8 protein-coding genes and 1 tRNA gene are annotated in these 17,503 nt (G+C 67.8%); 4 read left to right on the forward strand and 5 right to left on the reverse strand.

The features are described from left to right. Positions 1–71: 71 nt before the first annotated feature. Together OHA25_RS10025 and OHA25_RS10030 are read right to left on the reverse strand one after the other, a co-directional pair. The gene (locus OHA25_RS10025; RefSeq protein WP_327587297.1) at positions 72–6,116 is read right to left on the reverse strand and encodes an RHS repeat-associated core domain-containing protein; all 6,045 of its coding nucleotides are present in this window, start codon (positions 6,114–6,116) and stop codon (positions 72–74) included. Between the two features lie 157 nt (positions 6,117–6,273). Next, positions 6,274–9,828: a LamG-like jellyroll fold domain-containing protein gene (locus tag OHA25_RS10030; protein ID WP_327587298.1), complete on the reverse strand. Its 3,555-nt coding sequence runs from the start codon at positions 9,826–9,828 to the stop codon at positions 6,274–6,276. Positions 9,829–10,170: 342 nt separating this feature from the next. Between OHA25_RS10030 and OHA25_RS10035 the strand changes: the two genes are divergently transcribed. Beyond that, on the forward strand, positions 10,171–10,680 hold the full coding sequence (locus OHA25_RS10035; protein ID WP_327587299.1) for a hypothetical protein: 510 nt from the start codon (positions 10,171–10,173) through the stop codon (positions 10,678–10,680). Between the two features lie 111 nt (positions 10,681–10,791). On the opposite strand, the gene OHA25_RS10040 is transcribed toward OHA25_RS10035, so the two are convergent. Further along, the gene (locus OHA25_RS10040) at positions 10,792–11,619 is read right to left on the reverse strand and encodes a hypothetical protein (RefSeq protein WP_327587300.1); all 828 of its coding nucleotides are present in this window, start codon (positions 11,617–11,619) and stop codon (positions 10,792–10,794) included. A gap of 689 nt (positions 11,620–12,308) precedes the next feature. Between OHA25_RS10040 and OHA25_RS10045 the strand changes: the two genes are divergently transcribed. After that, entirely contained in the window at positions 12,309–13,748 is a 1,440-nt protein-coding gene (locus OHA25_RS10045) for a recombinase family protein (protein ID WP_327587301.1), read from the forward strand. A gap of 147 nt (positions 13,749–13,895) precedes the next feature. Here the strand turns inward: OHA25_RS10045 and OHA25_RS10050 are convergent. Next, a tRNA-Leu gene (locus OHA25_RS10050) sits at positions 13,896–13,981 on the reverse strand. Between the two features lie 372 nt (positions 13,982–14,353). Between OHA25_RS10050 and OHA25_RS10055 the strand changes: the two genes are divergently transcribed. After that, complete coding sequence (locus OHA25_RS10055) at positions 14,354–14,905, forward strand: hypothetical protein (protein ID WP_327587302.1); 552 nt, start codon at positions 14,354–14,356, stop codon at positions 14,903–14,905. Between the two features lie 199 nt (positions 14,906–15,104). Continuing rightward, complete coding sequence (locus tag OHA25_RS10060) at positions 15,105–17,177, forward strand: chaplin family protein (protein WP_327587303.1); 2,073 nt, start codon at positions 15,105–15,107, stop codon at positions 17,175–17,177. A 157-nt stretch (positions 17,178–17,334) separates the two neighbouring features. On the opposite strand, the gene OHA25_RS10065 is transcribed toward OHA25_RS10060, so the two are convergent. Beyond that, complete coding sequence (locus tag OHA25_RS10065) at positions 17,335–17,502, reverse strand: DUF5703 family protein (protein ID WP_236667176.1); 168 nt, start codon at positions 17,500–17,502, stop codon at positions 17,335–17,337. Position 17,503 lies beyond the last annotated feature (1 nt).

Genomic DNA, 17,503 nt, shown 5'->3' on the forward strand with positions numbered 1-17,503 from the left:
GCCGAAATGCTCCCGGACGCCATCAACGCCAACCCCCACCTCGGGCCGTCAGCGCCGGTGAGTAATCGAGGTCAGGGATATCTTGGTAGCTCCTTAACTCCAAACATTGCCCTGAGGGAATCACCCTGCTTCGGAGATCCATCGCTGTAGGAGTAACCCCATCCGTAGATCTCCGCTTTGAGCGCGTAACCTAATGTGACTCGCTGTGAGCCGTCGGCCAAGGTTGTTTGCCTCTCATATCGAACCCACTTGGTCCGGATGGTGGGCGAGAGGTAGGCCATATTATGCAGACCGTCGGCTTCCATGTAGACAGTCGTGGTGTCAGAAAGGCTGGTGCCCCACTCGACTGATCCGCTGATATCTATACCCTTGACATCCGCCTCAATCGTCAGGGCGTAGTTCTCGGATTGCGACACGGTGACGGACTTTTCGCCGATGCTCGTGCCCGCTTCCTTGCCCGCGGCATTCACTCCCATTCCGAACTGGAGGTCCGGGATGAGGCCGTGGTCGTCCCATTCGGGGTCTTCCGTGATCGTAAACGTGTCACGGCTGACGCAGATGCCATCCAGTCTCTGTTTTGCGTCGCACTCGTAGTCGTACTGCAGCCGTCCTTGGAAATTGAACCAATCCTCGTTTTGTAGGCGTTTTTCCGCGCAAGTAATGTCGCAGCGGAACGGGCCCTTCGAGGGTGTTGGCGCGGGAGGGCAGGATGCACTGCGACTGCTGGGGGTCTTGCCGATGCAGCCAGTCGTCGTGGTGCCGCCGGTACCGGACCCGCTTGAGTTCGTCGGATCGACGGGCATGCTGCCGCATCCACCGTAGGCGCATTCGTCGCCTTCGATGTCCTTGAGGCCACTGGGGTCGCTGTAGGAGGTGGGGTTGTTGTGGCTGTAGGCATAACCGTGGAGTTGCTGTGGGTCGGACTGGTCGGAGATTGGGTCGTCGCTGATGAAGCGGCCGAGGTTGGCGTCGTACTCGCGTGCACCGAGATGGGTGAGTCCGGTCGGATCAGTTCTCCCGCCGACGAAGCCCTTGGTCGTCGGCCAGCTTGGAGTGGTGCCTCGCACTGCGCCGAAGGGGGTGGTGCGGCGCTGAGACTTGGTCAGGGTGGCGGCTGTGAAGGTGATTCCATTGGTGTTTTGGTAGTCGTTGGTGGTCCAGATCAGGCCGCCGGTCGTGGTACGGGCGGCGTTGGCGCCGTAGTAGCGGGTGGCGGTGGTGCTGGTCCCGGTCAGCCGGATCTCCTGGCTGGGCAGGTAGAGCGTGGTGCCGCGGGGGTCTTTGGCGAGTAGGCGGGCGCCGTCGGCGTCGTAGATATAGCTGGTGGTGCCGCCGCTGTCGGCGATTGAGGCGATCTTGCCTTCAGCGTTCCAGGTCAAGGTCTGGCCGGGCTTACCGACCAGGTTGCGGGTCTTGGCATTGCCTGAGGCGTCGTAGCTGTACGTGTCGGAGGTCGCGGTGCCGGTCGGAGGCGTGGTGACGACCTTGGTCGCGGTGTGCGGCTGCGCGGCCCCGGGGGCCGGATAGGTGTAGGTGCGGGTGGTGGTGCCGCCGCTGGTGTGGTCCTTCTGACTGAGTCTGCTGCCAACGATGTCGTAGGTCCAGGACTGCCAGTACGGGGCCGGTCCGCCCAGGCCACTGGTTGAGGGAGCTGCGGCGCAGTCGCCGTTTCCAGGCGTCCAGGCCTCAGTGAGGCGGCGCAGGTAGTCATACCCATAACACTGGTTGTCATCCGGACCCGCGCCGTACTGGTCAGTCTTGTCCTTGATCGACGTTACGTTGCCCGAATCGTCATAGGCGTACCAGGCGTCCTGGTAGACGATCGCAGTGTCTTCGTCGAACACCCCGTGTTCGGTGGCCCGGTTGGTGCCTGCCTCATAGTCCCAGACCTGGCTGAGTGTTTTGCCGCCACCGTCGGAGAGCAGCAAGGTTCCCATATGGCCCAGGGAGTCGTAGTGGGCCTGGGTGACGTAACTGCTGAGCCCTGTCAAGGTGGCCGCGAGACCGACGTCGTTGTAGGTGTTGGTGAGGGTTTCCGCGGGCAGCCCTCCGGCGGCAGGGAGTGTGCTGGTGGCGACGCTGCCGTTGGCGTTGTAGGTGGTGGACGTGATGTAGTTGCCCGCGAGCGCCCCCTCGGCGGCCGGAATGGTGAGCACGACCTGAGTGGCCCGATAGGCCGCGTCGTAGCCGGTTACCTGGGAGACGTACGCCGACCCTGTGGCGCCGCCGACGTAGCGGATGTTCTTGACCGGGTGACCCTTGACGCTGGTCCCGTCGGCCAGGGTGTCGTAGGTCCAGGCCGCCAGCTGGTTGGCGGGTGCGACGGTGCCTTGGTACGCAGCGGTCTTGCGGCCGAGCGCGTCGTAAGCGTTGATCAGCGTGGTGTTGCGGGCGTCGGTGGTGCTGATCAGCTGGTCGGCGTCGTCGTAGGTGTAGGCGATGTGTCCCTTGTCGGGGTCGTCCTCGGACTTCTTTCTGCGCCGCTGGTCGTAGTCGTACCGCCAGACGTTGCCCGCGGGATCGGTGAGGCTCGCGAGCAGACCGTCGGGTGTGTAGCTGTAGCGCGTGGTGTCGTAGGCGCCGGACACGGTGTTCCCGTGGTACTGACGGAGCAGTGTCGTGTTGCCCCGGACGTCGGTCCAGGTGGAGGTGGCCACGTCGCCCGCCGGGACGTTCACGTCGATGTGGTCTCCACCGTAGGTGGAAGTCGTGCGCCAGCGTTCCACGCCGTCTACCTGGAAGATCGAGGCAGTAGGGCGGCCCGCGTTGTCGTAGGTGGTCAGTGTGCGGCCGGGTGCCGCGTAGGTGGGCAGGAACAGGGTGCTGCCCGGTGAGGCGGCGTTGTAGTAGTCCTGGTTGTTCTGTACGGCGTTGCCGCGCGAGTCGTACAGGATGTCGGTGATGATGCGGCCGCCTCCGGGCGCGGGCCGCTGGGTCTGACGGACGCGGAGCAGGCTGTCGTACAGCGTGTACGACGTCAGATATCCGGTGCCGGTGGTATTGAGGGTGCCGGTTGTGACAGCGGACGGGCCGTCGGTGCCACGCATCGTGTAAGCGAAGGTCTGATTGGCGGATTGGGTCGCCTTGTCACGCCCTGGTAGCCAGACCGCGGTGAGCCGGCCGAGGCCGTCGTAGGCCAGATCGGTCCGGCGGCCGTTGGCGTCGACCACGCTCAGCGGGGTTCCCCAGGTGGGCTCGACGATCGTGGTCGCGGGGGCCCAGCGCATGGGGTTCGTCACGGCGGTGGTGGTGACAGGTGCGGCCGAGGCAGGATTGTACGTGGTCGAGGTCCTGCGGTTCAGGGCGTCGTACGATTCCAGGACCCGGCCGTTGGCGTCGTGGCTGGCCTTGCTGACCTGCGAGTAGACCGGGCTTCCTGAGCTGCGGTCGGCCAGCCGCTCGGTCCGCGTCACGTCCGCCTTGCTGATCGTGGTGCCGAAGGCGGTGGCTCCGTCGTAGTAGGTGCGTACGTCGGAGAGCACGTCCTTGGACCGGTCCGGGGTCGTGCCGCAGGCGACGGCAACGGTCTCGACCTCGACCGGGTAGGTGAGCATCCACGCGCCCGCGTTGCTCGCGTAGCTGGTTCTGGTGCACCGGTCGTCGGTGGTGAGGGCGGTGTCTCCGGCGTCGTCGACCATCACGATGCGGCCGGTCGGGTTGGGTGCCCCGGCGTCGTGATCGAAGGTGTTGGTGGTCTTGGTGGTCCGCCAGCCGCGTACGCTGTCGAGAGCGGTCTTGACGGTGGTGGACTTCACGCCGGTGGTGTACGCGGATACGGTGATCCCACCGCGGGTCCGGCTGGCGTTGGGTCCGTGGTCCCATGGCTCGGTCAGCGTCTTGGCCAGCACGGGCGCGCTGTCGCCGACGCCGTTGTAGGAGATGGTCTCGCGGACCTGGCCCTGCCGCCACGGTTCGTCGTTGATCGGGGAGCCGCCGAAGGTGGGGTCGGCGGGGATGGTGACGCTGCGGGTGCCGGAGGCGAGCTTGTCGCCGTTCATGCCGCGGAAGTAGACGGCGTCGGTCTGCGATTGGGTAGTGCCGTCCGCACCCTGGATCACGCGGACCTTGCCATAGCCGCGCCACTGCCCCCAGGACTTGTGCGCGTCAGGCACGAACTCGCCCTCGTCGTGATGCCAGGCCGGGCTGTCCAGGTACCGGTAGCTGGAGACCACCGCCGGCGACCCGCCGCCTGCCAGGTCGGTCACGGTGACCTGGGTGACCACGTACTTGTGGAACCAGTCGAAGGTCGGCGTCGTGGTCCCGTACGGCGTCCACCACACGGGATAGCAGCGCTTGGTGTTGCTGTCGGGCAAGGCGGGCATGTTCGAGCCCAGCACGCATTCGGCCCGCGAGTAGGTGACCGAGGTGACCGCGCCGAACTCATCGACGATCGAGGAGATGCGATACCGGACGATCGGGTTCTTGGTGGTGCTGGTGTCGACGCGGTTGGACATCTGCACCCCGTTGAACCGGATGTCGGGGACCGTCGTCGTGGTGCCGACCTTGCCCGCGTGAGCGATGCCGTCCAGCCAGAGGATCTTCTCGCGCCCGTCGCCGGGGTCCTTGAACAGGTGGTTGAGCGTCCAGACCTCCACGTCCCGATAGCTCGACCCGGCGGCGACCTGAGTGGTGACCGTGGAGAGCATCTTCTGGGAGAAGAATGCCGGCGAGTAGATGCCTGGGCAGGAGGTCGTGGAGTCGCACTGCTGGTCCCACGGCACGTCCGGCCAGTTGGCCGTGTTCGACCGCACGCAGGTCGCGCCCTGGGTGACACATCGATCCTGGACGGCGAAGACCACCCGCTGCGGCGCGGTGCCGGTCAGCGCCGAGTCGACACCGCCGTCCTGCCGGGTGCCATAGTCGATCCGGGTCAGCCATCCTCCGCGGACGTAGCCGGACACCGAGCCGTCCGTGCGGTTACGGGCGTAGTTGTTGGTCTCGGTGGCATACCACAGCGACATCGAGTTGCCGTGCGGATCGACGACATAGTCCAGGTTCCACTGGTTCGCCTGGGTGCAGTACGAAGAGGCGAACGAGGACTTGTTGCACGGCTCCCCGGCGTTGTTGCCGAACACCGGCACCGTCCACGCCGAGTTGGTGACCGGCTTGCCGTCGGTCCAGCCCGGGAGCCGGTTCAGCCCGAAGAAGTACTGGGTGCCGTCGGTGGTGGTGACCTTCCAGTATTCGCCGTTCTCGTCACCGTTGGCCGCTCCGGTCAGCCGTTGCACCTGGGTGCCGTCGTCGTTGCGCAGCCGCCACACGTCGGCGGACACCGGGATCAGTTCACCGCCATGGCCGGACAGGGTCAGCGTGGCGTTGTCCGAGCCCCAGCACAGGTCCCCCACGCCGGACTGACCGTCATCCGCGCACGCCTTGTAGCTGCGGCTGATCGACCCGGGCTGGTAGTCGAAGCCCTCGCCGATCCATGAGGGCTGGTTGTTGGAGGCCGCGGTACGCCCGTCGGACGTCTGGGCCGAATACGACAGGCTGACGCCAGGCACCGGACCGCCCAGCGACGGTGGCATCCGCAGCGGGTACGACCACGAGAAGTCGCCCGAGTTCCCGCCGGCGGTCCAGGTGGCCGACGCCTGCAGCGGCGTTGCCGCGTAGTTGCCGCCGCCGGAGGACGGCGCCGCGGCCAACGCCACGAGCGTCCCCGCCTCCGTCGCGTCGACCTGCGCCGTGAGCGTCCCGGCGGATCGGTCGTTGGCGGTGGCCAGTTCGGTCCAGGAACTGCCGTTTTGGGCCGCCAGGCGTAGTCGCGATGCCCAGCCTCCCCCGTACAGGTCGGCGAACGCCTTGTAGTCCACGCGCACCTGTACGGGACCAGTGCCGTCCACGGCGCTGACCCGCATCGCCAGCCCTCGCCTCGGCACTGCGGCACGGTCGAGCAGGTCCACCCGCACCCGTCCCGGCGACGCGGTCCCGTTGATCCCGATAGCCCGGGCGACCGAGAACGGCATACCCTGCGCCTTGGCGAAGGACGCCGTGGAGTCGGGCACGGTGACCTCGGCCGACTTCGTATCCGGCCAGTTGGCCGAGGCCGGGTCGGCCATGTCGTCCCCCGCAGTCGGATCGGCCGGAGCCTTGCCGGCGACCGCGTCATGGCCGGGCACCGATGCCACCGTGCGCGCGTGTGGCAGGGACGGTCCTGACCGCGCTCCAGCCGGATCCGGCGAGAGCAGTGAGATCAGCAACGTTCCGGAAGCAACAATCGTCAGCCAGCGTCGGGCGCGTACCGCCATCGCCGTACTCCTTCAGAACTGGTCGTGGTCAGCTGCGGGTGGCGTAGAGGGTGGAGATCTCGTTGGCGTCGAGGACCCGGTTCCAGATCCGTACGTCGTCGATCTGGCCCGGCCAGAAGTCAGCCGGAGTCCCCTGCCACAAAGTGCGAGCGATCGTGAGCGGCCCGGTGGCGTTCCACCGGTAGGTGTAGGCGGCCGTGCCGGCCAGCTGACCGTTGACGTACAACCGGATCTGGTTGGCGCCGACGTCGCGTACGCCGACGAGATGTGTCCAGGTGTTGAGCGTCGCCGGTGCGGACGCCCGCGACTTGGCCCCGGCCACGTAGCCGTCCTGGTTACGCAGCTCCAGCGCCCACACGTTGCCGTCCCCAGGTGGCTGGTAGCCGAAGTTGAACCCGCCCACTGACGTGCCGTCCTGGCTGACAGCCGTGACGTAGTGCGCGTCGCTGGTCAGGCGGACCCATGCCGACACCGTGAAGCTCTGACTGGTGTCCACCGCGGGGCCGGACGTGGCCGCGTACGCCGAGGTGCCGTTGAACGTGCCGGATCCGCTCCCAACTGTGGCGCCACCGGTCAAAGTGGCGGTCGCGTTCCGTCCGCTGTCGTCGGCCAGCGTGCCGCCCCCGGACTCGTTCATCGCGTACGAGCCCATGAGGTTGTACGGCGTTACTGCGGTGCGCTTCAGGTAGAAGTCCTGGTTGGCTCCCCCGTAGCAGGTCCACTGTTGCACCGGGGCGCTGGCATCCGTGCGGACGCCCTCGATGTCCAGGCACTTGTCGGAATGGACCGGGCGCAGCCGTATCACGGTGTCGTCGCCGGTGCCGGACACGTACTCCGCCTTGTAGACCTGATCACCGTTGGGCCCCAGACACTGCCACTGGTAGGAATCGACGCCGTCCTGTGTCGAGCCGCTCGCCGACAGGCACATGCCGCTGGTGTGCGCTGGCTGCAGCATGTAGTGGGCGGCGCCGTTGGGCACGAAGCGGAACGCCTGGTTGCTGTAGCTGTGGCAGCCCCACTGCCAGACGACGGCGCCGTTGGCGATGCTGTTCGAGCTGATGTCGAGGCACAGCCCGGAGTGACGGGCCACCAGCTTGTACGCCGCGGACGGATCCATTCTCAGTGGCCACTTTCCCCCGGAATTCAGCGACGTGCGTGCGACCAGGGTGGGCGCGGAGACGGTGCCTTGGTTCGAGGTGAACCGCCACAGCACTCGCTGCCCTGTGCCGCAGCACCGGTAGACGACCGTGATGTCCTCGTCGCCGTCGCCGTCGACATCCCCGGTGAACGGCTCGGCAAGAGTTGAGTCCCAGGCGAACTCCAGTGATGCCCAGGCGAGCGGTGGAGGCACGAACCCGGTTCCATCAGCCTTGTTGGCGAACACGTACAGCGCGGTCTGCACCCGTCCGAAGCCGTACAGGGTGGCGATGTCGGGACGGCCATCCCCGGTCACGTCGCCGGTGACGAACTTGCTGCTGTTCCAGTCCCAGCCGCGTCCGGGCTCGTCGTACCACACCTGGCTGGAGGGGAACGCTGATCCGCTGGATGGGTGGAGGAAGATCCCCACCCGGCCGCCGAGATCCTTGATCTCGGCGATGTCGGCCTTGCCGTCCCTGGTGAAGTCCCCCGCGACAATCTTGATCTTGCTCCAGTCCATGGCACCTGTGCCGCTCTGGAACCAGACGGCGGGCGGCGCGAACGCCACGGCGCCCGGCGAACCGGTCGCGACCAAAACCCGTAGTTGCACCGTCGAGCCGCCCTGGTCGTACAGCACGGCGATGTCGTCGCGGCCCTGCGCGTCGCCGTCGAAGTTGCCAGCGACGATCTTCATGCTTGCCAGGTTCCAGCCCGCGTCCGACCAGAGTTCGGGTGAGCCCAGCAGGGTGTCGCCGTCGGAGCGCTGGACGGTCAGCGCGGCCCCTGCCGTGGTCTTGGGTTGGAACACGGCTACGTCGCTCCGCCCGTCGCCGTCGAAGTCGCCGGTCACCGTGGTCGTGGTGGAGGTCGGGTAGCTGCCCGGCGAGTCCTGTGGCGCGATCGGCTCGAACAGGCCGGAGCCGCTGGTCTTGGTGGTCCACCGCCACAGGGCGCTCTTGCCGCCGCCGGCGTCGGCCATCACGGTGTAGTCCGGCTTCCCGTCGCCGGATGCGTCGCCACGAACATGGGTGACCGTCCCGGCATTGGCCTTGAACTTGTACGTGATCGTGGCGCCGAGCTGGCCGGTGAGGTCTCGTGCCCGGATCGTCAGGTAGTTGATCGTGCTCCCGGACGCGATCGGCACCACGGGGGCCACGGCCTTGGCGTCCGGAGCCGCCGGAACCCACAGGCTTGGCGCCCGCGCAGCACCCACGCCCAGCCCGATCAGATACCCGGCGACGTCGGTGTCCTGCGCCGTGGGAGTCAGCGTCACGGCGGCAGCTTGTCCGACCACCGCGCTGGCGGGCGGCGCGGGGACGATCAATCCGGTGGTCAGTGCCAGCTCGGTCGTGGTCGCCTTGGGCGCACCGGGCAGCGTGTTGTCCACCACGAACGCGCAGGTCGGCCCAGGGCTTCCGGCGTCCGTGTCATCATTGGCACGCACTGTCCAGGAGTAGGAGCCTTCGGGCAGCGCGGCTGCGGGAAGATCGGTCGTGAATTCGCTACCAGACGCGGCCATTGCGGAGTCTGGCGGAGCGTACTGCGCGGGGATGCCGTTCACGGTCCACTGCGCTCTGACGTTCCCGCCGTCGCTGTCGGATAGCTTGGCCCGCAGTCTGATGCCATTGCTCGCGTTTACTCTGATGCCCGGCCCGCAGACCACCGGGTCGGCGCCTGCCGGGCCCAACGACATGTCAGCGGCGGATGGCGTCACCGGGGCGTGGTTGTAGTCGACGATCAGCCGGGCGGTACTGCCGTAGAACTTCTTCCACTGGGCCCTGGCGGCGTCGCAGTTGCACTCGTCCTGCGCCGTCAACGCCACCGTATAGGCTCCGGCACCGGAGTTCGCCTGCAGGCTCCCGGCGAGGCCGCCGCCGAAGGACATCGTCACATCGGGCTGGGGGCACGAACTCTTGTTAGCCGACGCGGACTGGGTGTCCAGGTGTTGAATCAGGGCCGGGCTCCATGCCGTCCGGGGAGTGCTGGCGATCGAGTCACTCCACCACAGTCGCGTCGGAGTCGCCCCGCAGGAGGACGAGTGCGTCAGCGTAATGGAGAAGTTCGCCGACAAAATCCGCGACCCGGCCAATGGCCCCAGCGGGAATTCGAAGAACGACCGCGCGAGATAGTTATCACCCTCCGGTTCCCGTCCCACTCGGAGGAACTCGTCATTCCGGTTTACGTTGGTGTTGGTCGCGTATGCCCATCGGGTGGCACCCGTGCCGTACATCGGGTCGATGTACAGCGGGAAGCGGGTCTCAGCCCCGGCCAGCAGGCCGGCGTCCGGTTCGAGGACCAGCCGGCCCTCGGTGAACTGTGTCTTGACCCCGGCCTGGCGGGCGTGGTCGCCCGCGGTGCGTGCCGTCGAGCGTCCCCCGGATCCAGCCTTCTCCGGCGCATCCTCCGCCGCGCTCGCCTGCGGCTGCGTCTCCGAGGAGTCCCACATCGCCGCGCCGCCCGAGTGCAGCAGTTCGACGCCATCGGGCCCGACGGCGTCGACACCCCCTGGTCGTTCTGCCGGAGAACGACACCGGTGCCGGTCACGCCGTAGCCGATCTTCTGGAGTGCGGGATTGGCCGCCGCCTGCTTGGACTTGACCACGAACACGTGGCTGAACCCGTCCGCCGTCGCCCGCAACTGAAGATCGACGCCGGGGAGCACATCCGCGTAGGTGGCGGTGTCACCCGAGAGAGACGGCGCGGGCAGCGCCTGGGGCCAGACGAGCGAGACGCTCCTGTCACCGCTGCCGACCGTCGCCATCGGCCCGGACCCGCCTCCGGAGAAGCGCATGTCCACGGCCGTGGCCACCGGCGAAACAGAACCATCGGCGTTGGCGCGCAGCGAGGGATCCACGTCGGCCCACGAGCCGTCGCCGCGCTCCACCCAACGCGGTGACGCCGAGATTTCCGCCCGGTACGTTCCGTCCGGATTCACGAAAACCTGTGTTGTCGCCGAACGTTCCGACAGCACTTCTATCCGCCGCCCGCACGCGCGCGCGGCAGCTAGCGCCTCGCCCTCTCTCTTGATTGCGGCCGCAGCCGAGCAGGGCGCGGAGGTGGAACCCTTCGCGCTCGCCGCGGCACGCGTCCCCGTGGCCGGGGTGACGTACGCCGACAGTGTGGACGATATTAAGAAGGCGAGAGTTAAACTCACGGCTCGTCGATTGACAGGCATACGTACCCTCTCGAACTACAAACGCGGCTGTGGTGCCTCCATTACTGGGGCCGCGGCATCGTCAAATCGTGCGATATATCGCTTCTACAACCGCGCTACACGCTTCCTCGACGTGCTCGCATAGGAAGCCCGACCAGGTCGGCGGCGGGCTCGGGCCGGCATGTTCGGCGGCGTGGCCAGATGGCGGCACCTGGTCGGCCAAGGTGTGCCGCCATGGGGCCGGTGCGGGTGCCGTCTAGGCGAGGCTGTAGTCGACGGTCATCAGGGCGGTGCCGGGGTAGAACTTCTTCCACTGGTCCCTGGCGGCCGAGCAACTGCACTCGTCCTGCGCCGTCAAGGCAACCGTGTAGGTTGGGCTGCCCGTGTTCGCCTGCAGGTTCACGGCGAGGCCGCCACCGAAGATCATCGTCACGTCGGGCTGGAAGCAAACCTTGTTGGCCGCCCCATACTGGGTATCCAGGTAGTCCACCAGGGCCGGGCTCCACGCTGTCCGGGGAGTGCTGACGATCCCACCGCTGTGCCACAGTCTCGTCGGGGTCGCCCCGCAGGTGGACGAATGCGTCAGCGTAATGGAGAAGTTCGCGGACAGAATCTGCGCCCCGGCCAGTGCCCCCGTGGGGAATTCAAAGAACGACCGGGCGAGAAAGCCCTCGGAAGTCGGTTCCCGGCCCACCCGAACGAGGCCGTCATTCCGGTTGACGTTGGTGTTGATCGCGTACGCCCAGCGAGTGTACGAGATTTCCGCCCGGTACGTTCCGTCCGGATTCGCGAAAACCTGTGTTGTCGCCGAGCGCTCCGACAGCACTTCCACCCGTCGCCCGCAGGCGCGCGCGGTGGCCTGTGCCTCTTTGGCGCTCTCGGCCGCGGCCGCGGCGAAGCAGGCCGCCGCGGTGGAACTCTTCACGCTCACCGCGGCATGCGCCGGTGCGGCTGGGCTGACGTACGCCGAGAGTAAGGAAGATAGTAAGAAAGCCGCAGTTAAGCTCACGACCCGTCGATTAAGGTGCATGAATCCCCCTTCGAACAGCAATTGCGCTTGCTGTGCCGCCGTGGTGGTCTCCATTAATGGATCGGGGGCATCGTCACATCGCGCGCTATACGCTTCCTATACGCGCTCGCATAGGAAGCCCGACCAGGCCCAGCGACGGGTTCGGACTAGCATGTTCGGCGGCGCGGCCGGATAGGGGCAGCCCTCGATGGGCTGATACGGCCTCCTCTCATGGGCGATCTCGAATATCTGGTGGCTGCCCGCCCCGTGGGCGAAGATGAGCGGCGCCGCCAGCACGTACTGCGCCAGCATGTACTGCGCTAGCGCACCTGTCCCCGAGTGTGCCCGCGGCGGTCAGCCAGGCGAGCGTTACGAACGCGTCTGCCAGCCCCGGGCATCACCAGCCGCCCATCCGGCCGTCGAAGCTCTCGTCCCGCACGCTCTGGGCCGCCGTAAGCGTGGCGATGGAGCCGCCGACCACGACGATCCGCTTCACGGCTGGACCTTCAACGCCGCGAGTGGGCACACCCGCACGGCGGCTGCGACGAGGCTCTACTGTTCCGGGGCCACCTCGTCGCGGGTGAGGAGCCTCCCCGCTGCCGAGCACTACTACTACCTGGGTGTAGAGAATTCATTCCGCGATATAACTCATTCAGCCGCCTATCGCTTATACCGTCCATTCTTTTTGCATGATGGACCGGAGGGTGATTTGGCTTGACGATAGAAGCACGGTTATGGCTGCTGCGGTGGTACCTCTGCCGCCCATGACGCTTCTGGGCGGGAGTGGCGAGACGCTCGTGGAGTGGGCTGCACGGTCGACGAGGCGCCGGGCGGTCGCGTCCTGCACCGGTGGGCTGCGGTTCGCGTTCTATGGGCGGGTGTCGACGGAGGATCATCAGGATCCGGTGACGTCGCGGGTGCGGCAACGGGATCAGGCAGCGGCGTTGGTGGCAGGGTTCGGGCGGATCGTGGCCGAGTACTTCGACGTCGGGCACAGCCGGGTATTGCCGTGGGCGCGGCGGCCACAGGCTGCGGCGCTGGTGGCGGCGATGGCCGACCCGGAGCGCGGGTTCGACGCGATCGTGGTGGGGGAGTACGAACGGGCTTTTTACGGTAGCCAGTTCGCCCTGATGGCGCCGTTGTTCGAGCATTACGGCGTGCAGTTGTGGATGCCCGAGGTCGGTGGCCGGGTCGACTTTGCCGGCGAGGGGCACGAGCAGTTGATGATCGCGCTTGGGATCCAGTCCAAGCGGGAGATCACCCGGACCCGGATCCGGGTGCGCACGGCGATGGCGGCTCAAGTACGTGAGCAGGGCCGGTATCAGGGCGGGCGTCCGCCGTACGGGTATCGGCTGGTGGATGCGGGCCCGCATCCGAACCGGGCGCATGCGGCATGGGGGCGGCGGGCGTGGCGGTTGGAGCCGGACCCGGACACCGCGCCGATCGTCACGTGGATGTTCGTCCAGCGGCGGGCCAGACATAGCATGGCCCGGATCACCCGGGCGCTCAACGACGCCGACGTGCCGTGCCCGTCGGCCGCAGATCCGAAGCGTAATGCGCACCGGTCGGGGGCAGGGTGGACGCTGACCACGGTGAGAGCGATTTTGTGCAATCCGCGGTATACGGGGCGGCAGGTGTGGAACCGGCAGCCGAGCGAGCATGAGTTGGTCGATCCGGGCAATACCGGGCTGGGGCATCGGCAGGTGCAGCGGTGGAACTTGCCGGACGGCTGGGTCATCTCCGCACGGCCCGCGCATCCGGCGCTGGTCAGCGAGGCGGACTTCGTCGCGGTACAGGGAATGCGCGCTGTAGCCGAAGGAAAGCGTTCGGAGCGCTGCTATCTGCTGGCTGGGCTGTTGCGCTGCGGGATCTGTGGCCGACGGCTGGAATCGTGCTGGGCCAACAACCGGGCGGCCTACCGCTGCCGGCATGGCCACAGCAGCGCCAGCCGCCCCGATCCCGACCGGCCCAAGAACCTCTACATCCGCCAGGATCGCATCCTGCCGCACCTGCCGGCCCTGTACGTGCTGCTGGCCGGACCTGATCTTGCCGACTGGCCGCCCAGTGCTCTGCCGCTCGGCGTCGCGGACATCATTGGCCGTCTGCGCGCCGACCACATCACCTTGGTCTACGATCCCGAGACTCGCGCCCTGAGGGCGGACACGCGAGAGGAGGTGAAGGTCATTCTGGATCCCGCCCGCTGACTTGTAGCAGACAAGACGCCGTGGCCCCGATGTCTCCGGCCTGCTGGAAGGAGGAAGGTCAGCAAGCCTGATCCCGGCGTCAGCCGAAGGCTGGGCCAGGGTGACGTATCGTCATGCCCGGAAATGCCCAGCTATGTACAACTTACGTGTCCGAGGGGGGACTTGAACCCCCATGCCCATCACTGGGCACTAGCACCTCAAGCTAGCGCGTCTGCCTATTCCGCCACCCGGACTTGGTGCCTGCACGCGAGACCGTCATCCCGCGTCGGCTCAGTAAGGTTAGCAAACTCTGCGGAGTGCGTCATACCAAGAATCCGGTCACTCTTCGAAGACCTCTTGGTAGGGCCGGATGGGGCACGTGGGGGGCGCTGATGGCGGCGTCTTGGTTTGGGTGCCGGCCGGATGGGGTGATTGGGGCTGGTTTGGGAGTTGTGCGGTTGGCGAATTCCTGGGACTCACGTGAAAAGAGGGTTGCGGCGACCTTGCGTGCTGCTACGGTTACGGACCGTTGAGGGATGAGTCCTCGGAACGGCCTCATGGTGTGAGGTCGGTTCTGGAGTCCGGGAGGTCACGTGGTGCGCGCGGCAGTGCGGCAGTCGAGGGAGATGTCCCTCGCTGCGTGCCGTCTGCCCGTGGCCCATCCGGAGCAGGACGCGGCTGACGATCGGGTTCGCCGGATGGCGCGGTTCGCGGCCGGTGCCCGACGGGTCGTCGTGCGGGCAGTCATGATCGGTGCCCTCGCGGTCGCCGGGTGGCTGCTCGCTGTTCTGTTCGGCATGCTCACCGCTGCTCCGGCAGCTGCGGACGTCACCGCGACGGCGGATTCCGCCACGGCGGAAGCGGTGCCCCATGCCCTCGTGGGCTCGGATCAGGGCTCGGCGTCGATCAACGCCGAGGCCATGGCCGGGCGCACGGTCGACGGGCTCAACAGCCAGCGGGATCCTGGCCTTCCATCACCGTCCACTGCCGGAAAGATCCTGGACACCAATGGCTTGGTGCCCAACGGCGGTGGCAGCGGCCCGTTCGGTGCCGCTACGGGGGACATCGCGAGGTCCGTCTTCGACCCGCGGCTCCAGGCGCGGCGCGCTCTCCCGGCGTACGTGCTGCCCCCCGTCGTCCGCACAGCGGCGGACGACCCTTCTTTCTCACCTGACTGACCCCCGCCTTCACATCGCACTGGTCGGCATCTTCATGCCACAGCGGCGGAGCGCGGCTTGATCCCCTCCGCCGGCGGGTGACACGTCAGTCAAACCGGTTCGCGGTCCCGAGGTCTCCGCTGTGCGTGAACCTCATCTGGTCTCGGGCTGCCCGCGATCTGTTCAGGTATCCCCCCAAGAACCACTAGGAGCATTCATCATGCGTACGTGGGCCAAGGCATCGACCCCTGCCGCCCTTCTCGCGGTGGCGGTCATGTCGTTCGGCGGCGGCACCGCCCTCGCCGACACCTCAGGCGACGGTTCCATCGGCGGCGGCAACCAGGTTGACCTGCCGATCTCCCTCCCCATCGACATCAGCGGCAACGCGGTCGGGGCGGCCGGCTCGGCGGAGGCCTCCTCGCAGGGCGGCGCCGAGGTCGTGAACAACGGCAGGAGCGGCATCTCCGGCAGGACCTCGGGTGACGATTCCGTCGGCGGCGGCAACCAGGTCAACGTTCCGATCAGCGCCCCGGTCAACGCCTGCGGCAACGCGATCGCGCTGTTCGGCGAGGCCGACGCCGGCTGCAAGGGCGGCGCGAGCGTTCGCAACCAGGGCAAGGGCGGCGCGGGCGGCAACCGTACCTCCGGGGACGGGAGCGTGCTCGGCGGCAACCAGATCACCGCGCCCATCTCCGCCCCGCTGAACGCCTGCGGCAACGCGGTGGCGATCTTCGGCGACGCCACGGCGGGGTGCAAGGGCGGCGCGAACGTCTACGGCACCGGCGCGGGCGGCAACCGTACGTCCGGTGAGGGGAGCGTGCTGGGCGGCAACCAGGCCGTCGCGCCCATCAGTGCGCCGATCAACCTCTGCGGCAACTCGGTGGCCGTGTTCGGGCGGGCGTTCTCGGGCTGCAAGGGCGGCTCTTCCGTGACCAACGGCGGGCCGAGCTACCGCAAGCACCACAGGAGCGCGGGCAACGACACCGACGGGCGCTTCGGCGCGGGCAGCGGCAACCAGGTCGTGGCCCCCGTCAGCCTGCCGGTCGAGGTCTGCGGCAACGCCGCGGGCAACGCCACCGCGGGCTGCAACGGCGGCGCCGAGGTCCGCAACTCCGGCGCGGGCGGCAACCGTACGTCGGGAGTGGGCGGTGTGCTGAGCGGGAACCAGACGGTCGCGCCGATCAGTGCGCCCGTCAACGTCTGCGGCAACGCGGCCGCCGCGCTCGGGCACGCCTTCGCCGGCTGCAAGGGCGGCGCCAAGGTCCGCAACTCCGGCGCGGGCGGCAACCGTACGTCGGGAGTGGGCGGTGTGCTGAGCGGGAACCAGACAGTCGCGCCGATCAGTGCGCCCGTCGACATCTGCGGCAACGCGGCCGCGGTGCTCGGGGCCTCCGAGGCCCACTGCAAGGGCGGCGCGGGAGTCTCGCCGGGTAACGGCGGTGGCAACCGGACGTCCGGCAGGGGCGGTGTGCTGGCCGGTAACCAGATCGTGGCGCCGATCGCCGCGCCGGTGAACGTCTGCGGCAACGCCGTGGCCGTCCTGGGCGACGCGGCGGCCGGATGCCTGGGCGGGGCGAACGTCGGCAGGCCCGGACACGAGAGTTCCGGCGGCTCGTACGGGCGCACGCACGCCACCGTCAGCAAGACCGCGACCGCGAAGAGCGGCCTGCTGCCCATGCTGGCCGGCGTTCCGGCCCTGGGCGGCCTCCAGGGTGTCCCGGCCGTGGGGGCTCTGGAGAGCGTTCCGGTGTTCGGGGCACTGGAGAGCGTCCCCGCAGCGGGGGCGCTGAAGGAGACCATCGGTGGCGTCTCCGCGGTGACCGAGCAGGTGCAGGGTCTGGCGGATGGCGCTCGGCTACAGGACGTCGTCGGCGCCGCGCAGCTCGACGCCGTTTCCGGTCTCACTCAGCAGGTGACTGCGGTGCCGCTGGTCGAGGACGTTGCCAGGACGTTCGGCCTGCCGCAGCTGCCCGAGCTGCCCGGTCTGCCCGTCCAGGCGCAGGCCCCGGCCAAGGTGTCGAAGACCGCGCACTCCCGTCCGGCGCCGGCCCGCTCGTCCTCCCCGCTCAGCACGGCGACCGACCTGGTCTCCTCCACTCCCGTCGGCGGCGCGGTGACCTCCGTCACCCGGGGCCTGCCGATCGGCGGCATCGGCCTGATGAGCGCCGAGCAGCCCGCCGGCCTCACCGGGATGAACCCGAGCTCGCTGCTCGCCCTCGCGCTCGGCGCCATGTTCGCCGCGTCGGCGACGCTGTTCGCGTCAGCCCGCCGCATCCGGTTCGCCCGCAAGTAGTCCCGCCACACCTTCCGGCTTCGACCCGGCCGGAAGTGAGGGATGCGGCGAGTCCGTATACAGGTACGGCTGCTGTTCACAGCCCGTGAGCAGTCAGCGATAGATGCTTTGCCCGTTCCGGGGGCGCGGCCTGGGACGGGCAAAGCCATGTCCGCGTTCAGAGCGTCCGGCGGACCCGCATAATCTTGCGGCGTAGCCGTACGTGACGGCTCCCGTCGGGGTGGACGCGTACGCGCGCGAGCTCCCATTGACCGTACTCTGCGTGTTCGGTCAGCAGCTGACGTGCTGCTTCGCGAGTGAGGTCGCGCGGAATGAAGATATCCATG

Origin of the sequence: Nonomuraea sp. NBC_00507, from assembly GCF_036013525.1 — a bacterium.
Lineage (GTDB): Bacteria > Actinomycetota > Actinomycetes > Streptosporangiales > Streptosporangiaceae > Nonomuraea.

Excerpts from the sequence above, each read along its gene's own strand:
- OHA25_RS10055 (WP_327587302.1), top strand. The coding sequence starts at position 14,354 with ATGTCCCTCGCTGCGTGCCGTCTGCCCGTGGCCCATCCGGAGCAGGAC.
- OHA25_RS10040 (WP_327587300.1), bottom strand. The coding sequence starts at position 11,619 with ATGGAGACCACCACGGCGGCACAGCAAGCGCAATTGCTGTTCGAAGGG.
- OHA25_RS10065 (WP_236667176.1), bottom strand. The coding sequence starts at position 17,502 with ATGGATATCTTCATTCCGCGCGACCTCACTCGCGAAGCAGCACGTCAG.
- OHA25_RS10045 (WP_327587301.1), top strand. The coding sequence starts at position 12,309 with ATGACGCTTCTGGGCGGGAGTGGCGAGACGCTCGTGGAGTGGGCTGCA.
- OHA25_RS10035 (WP_327587299.1), top strand. The coding sequence starts at position 10,171 with ATGTCCACGGCCGTGGCCACCGGCGAAACAGAACCATCGGCGTTGGCG.
- OHA25_RS10030 (WP_327587298.1), bottom strand. The coding sequence starts at position 9,828 with ATGTGGGACTCCTCGGAGACGCAGCCGCAGGCGAGCGCGGCGGAGGAT.
- OHA25_RS10060 (WP_327587303.1), top strand. The coding sequence starts at position 15,105 with ATGCGTACGTGGGCCAAGGCATCGACCCCTGCCGCCCTTCTCGCGGTG.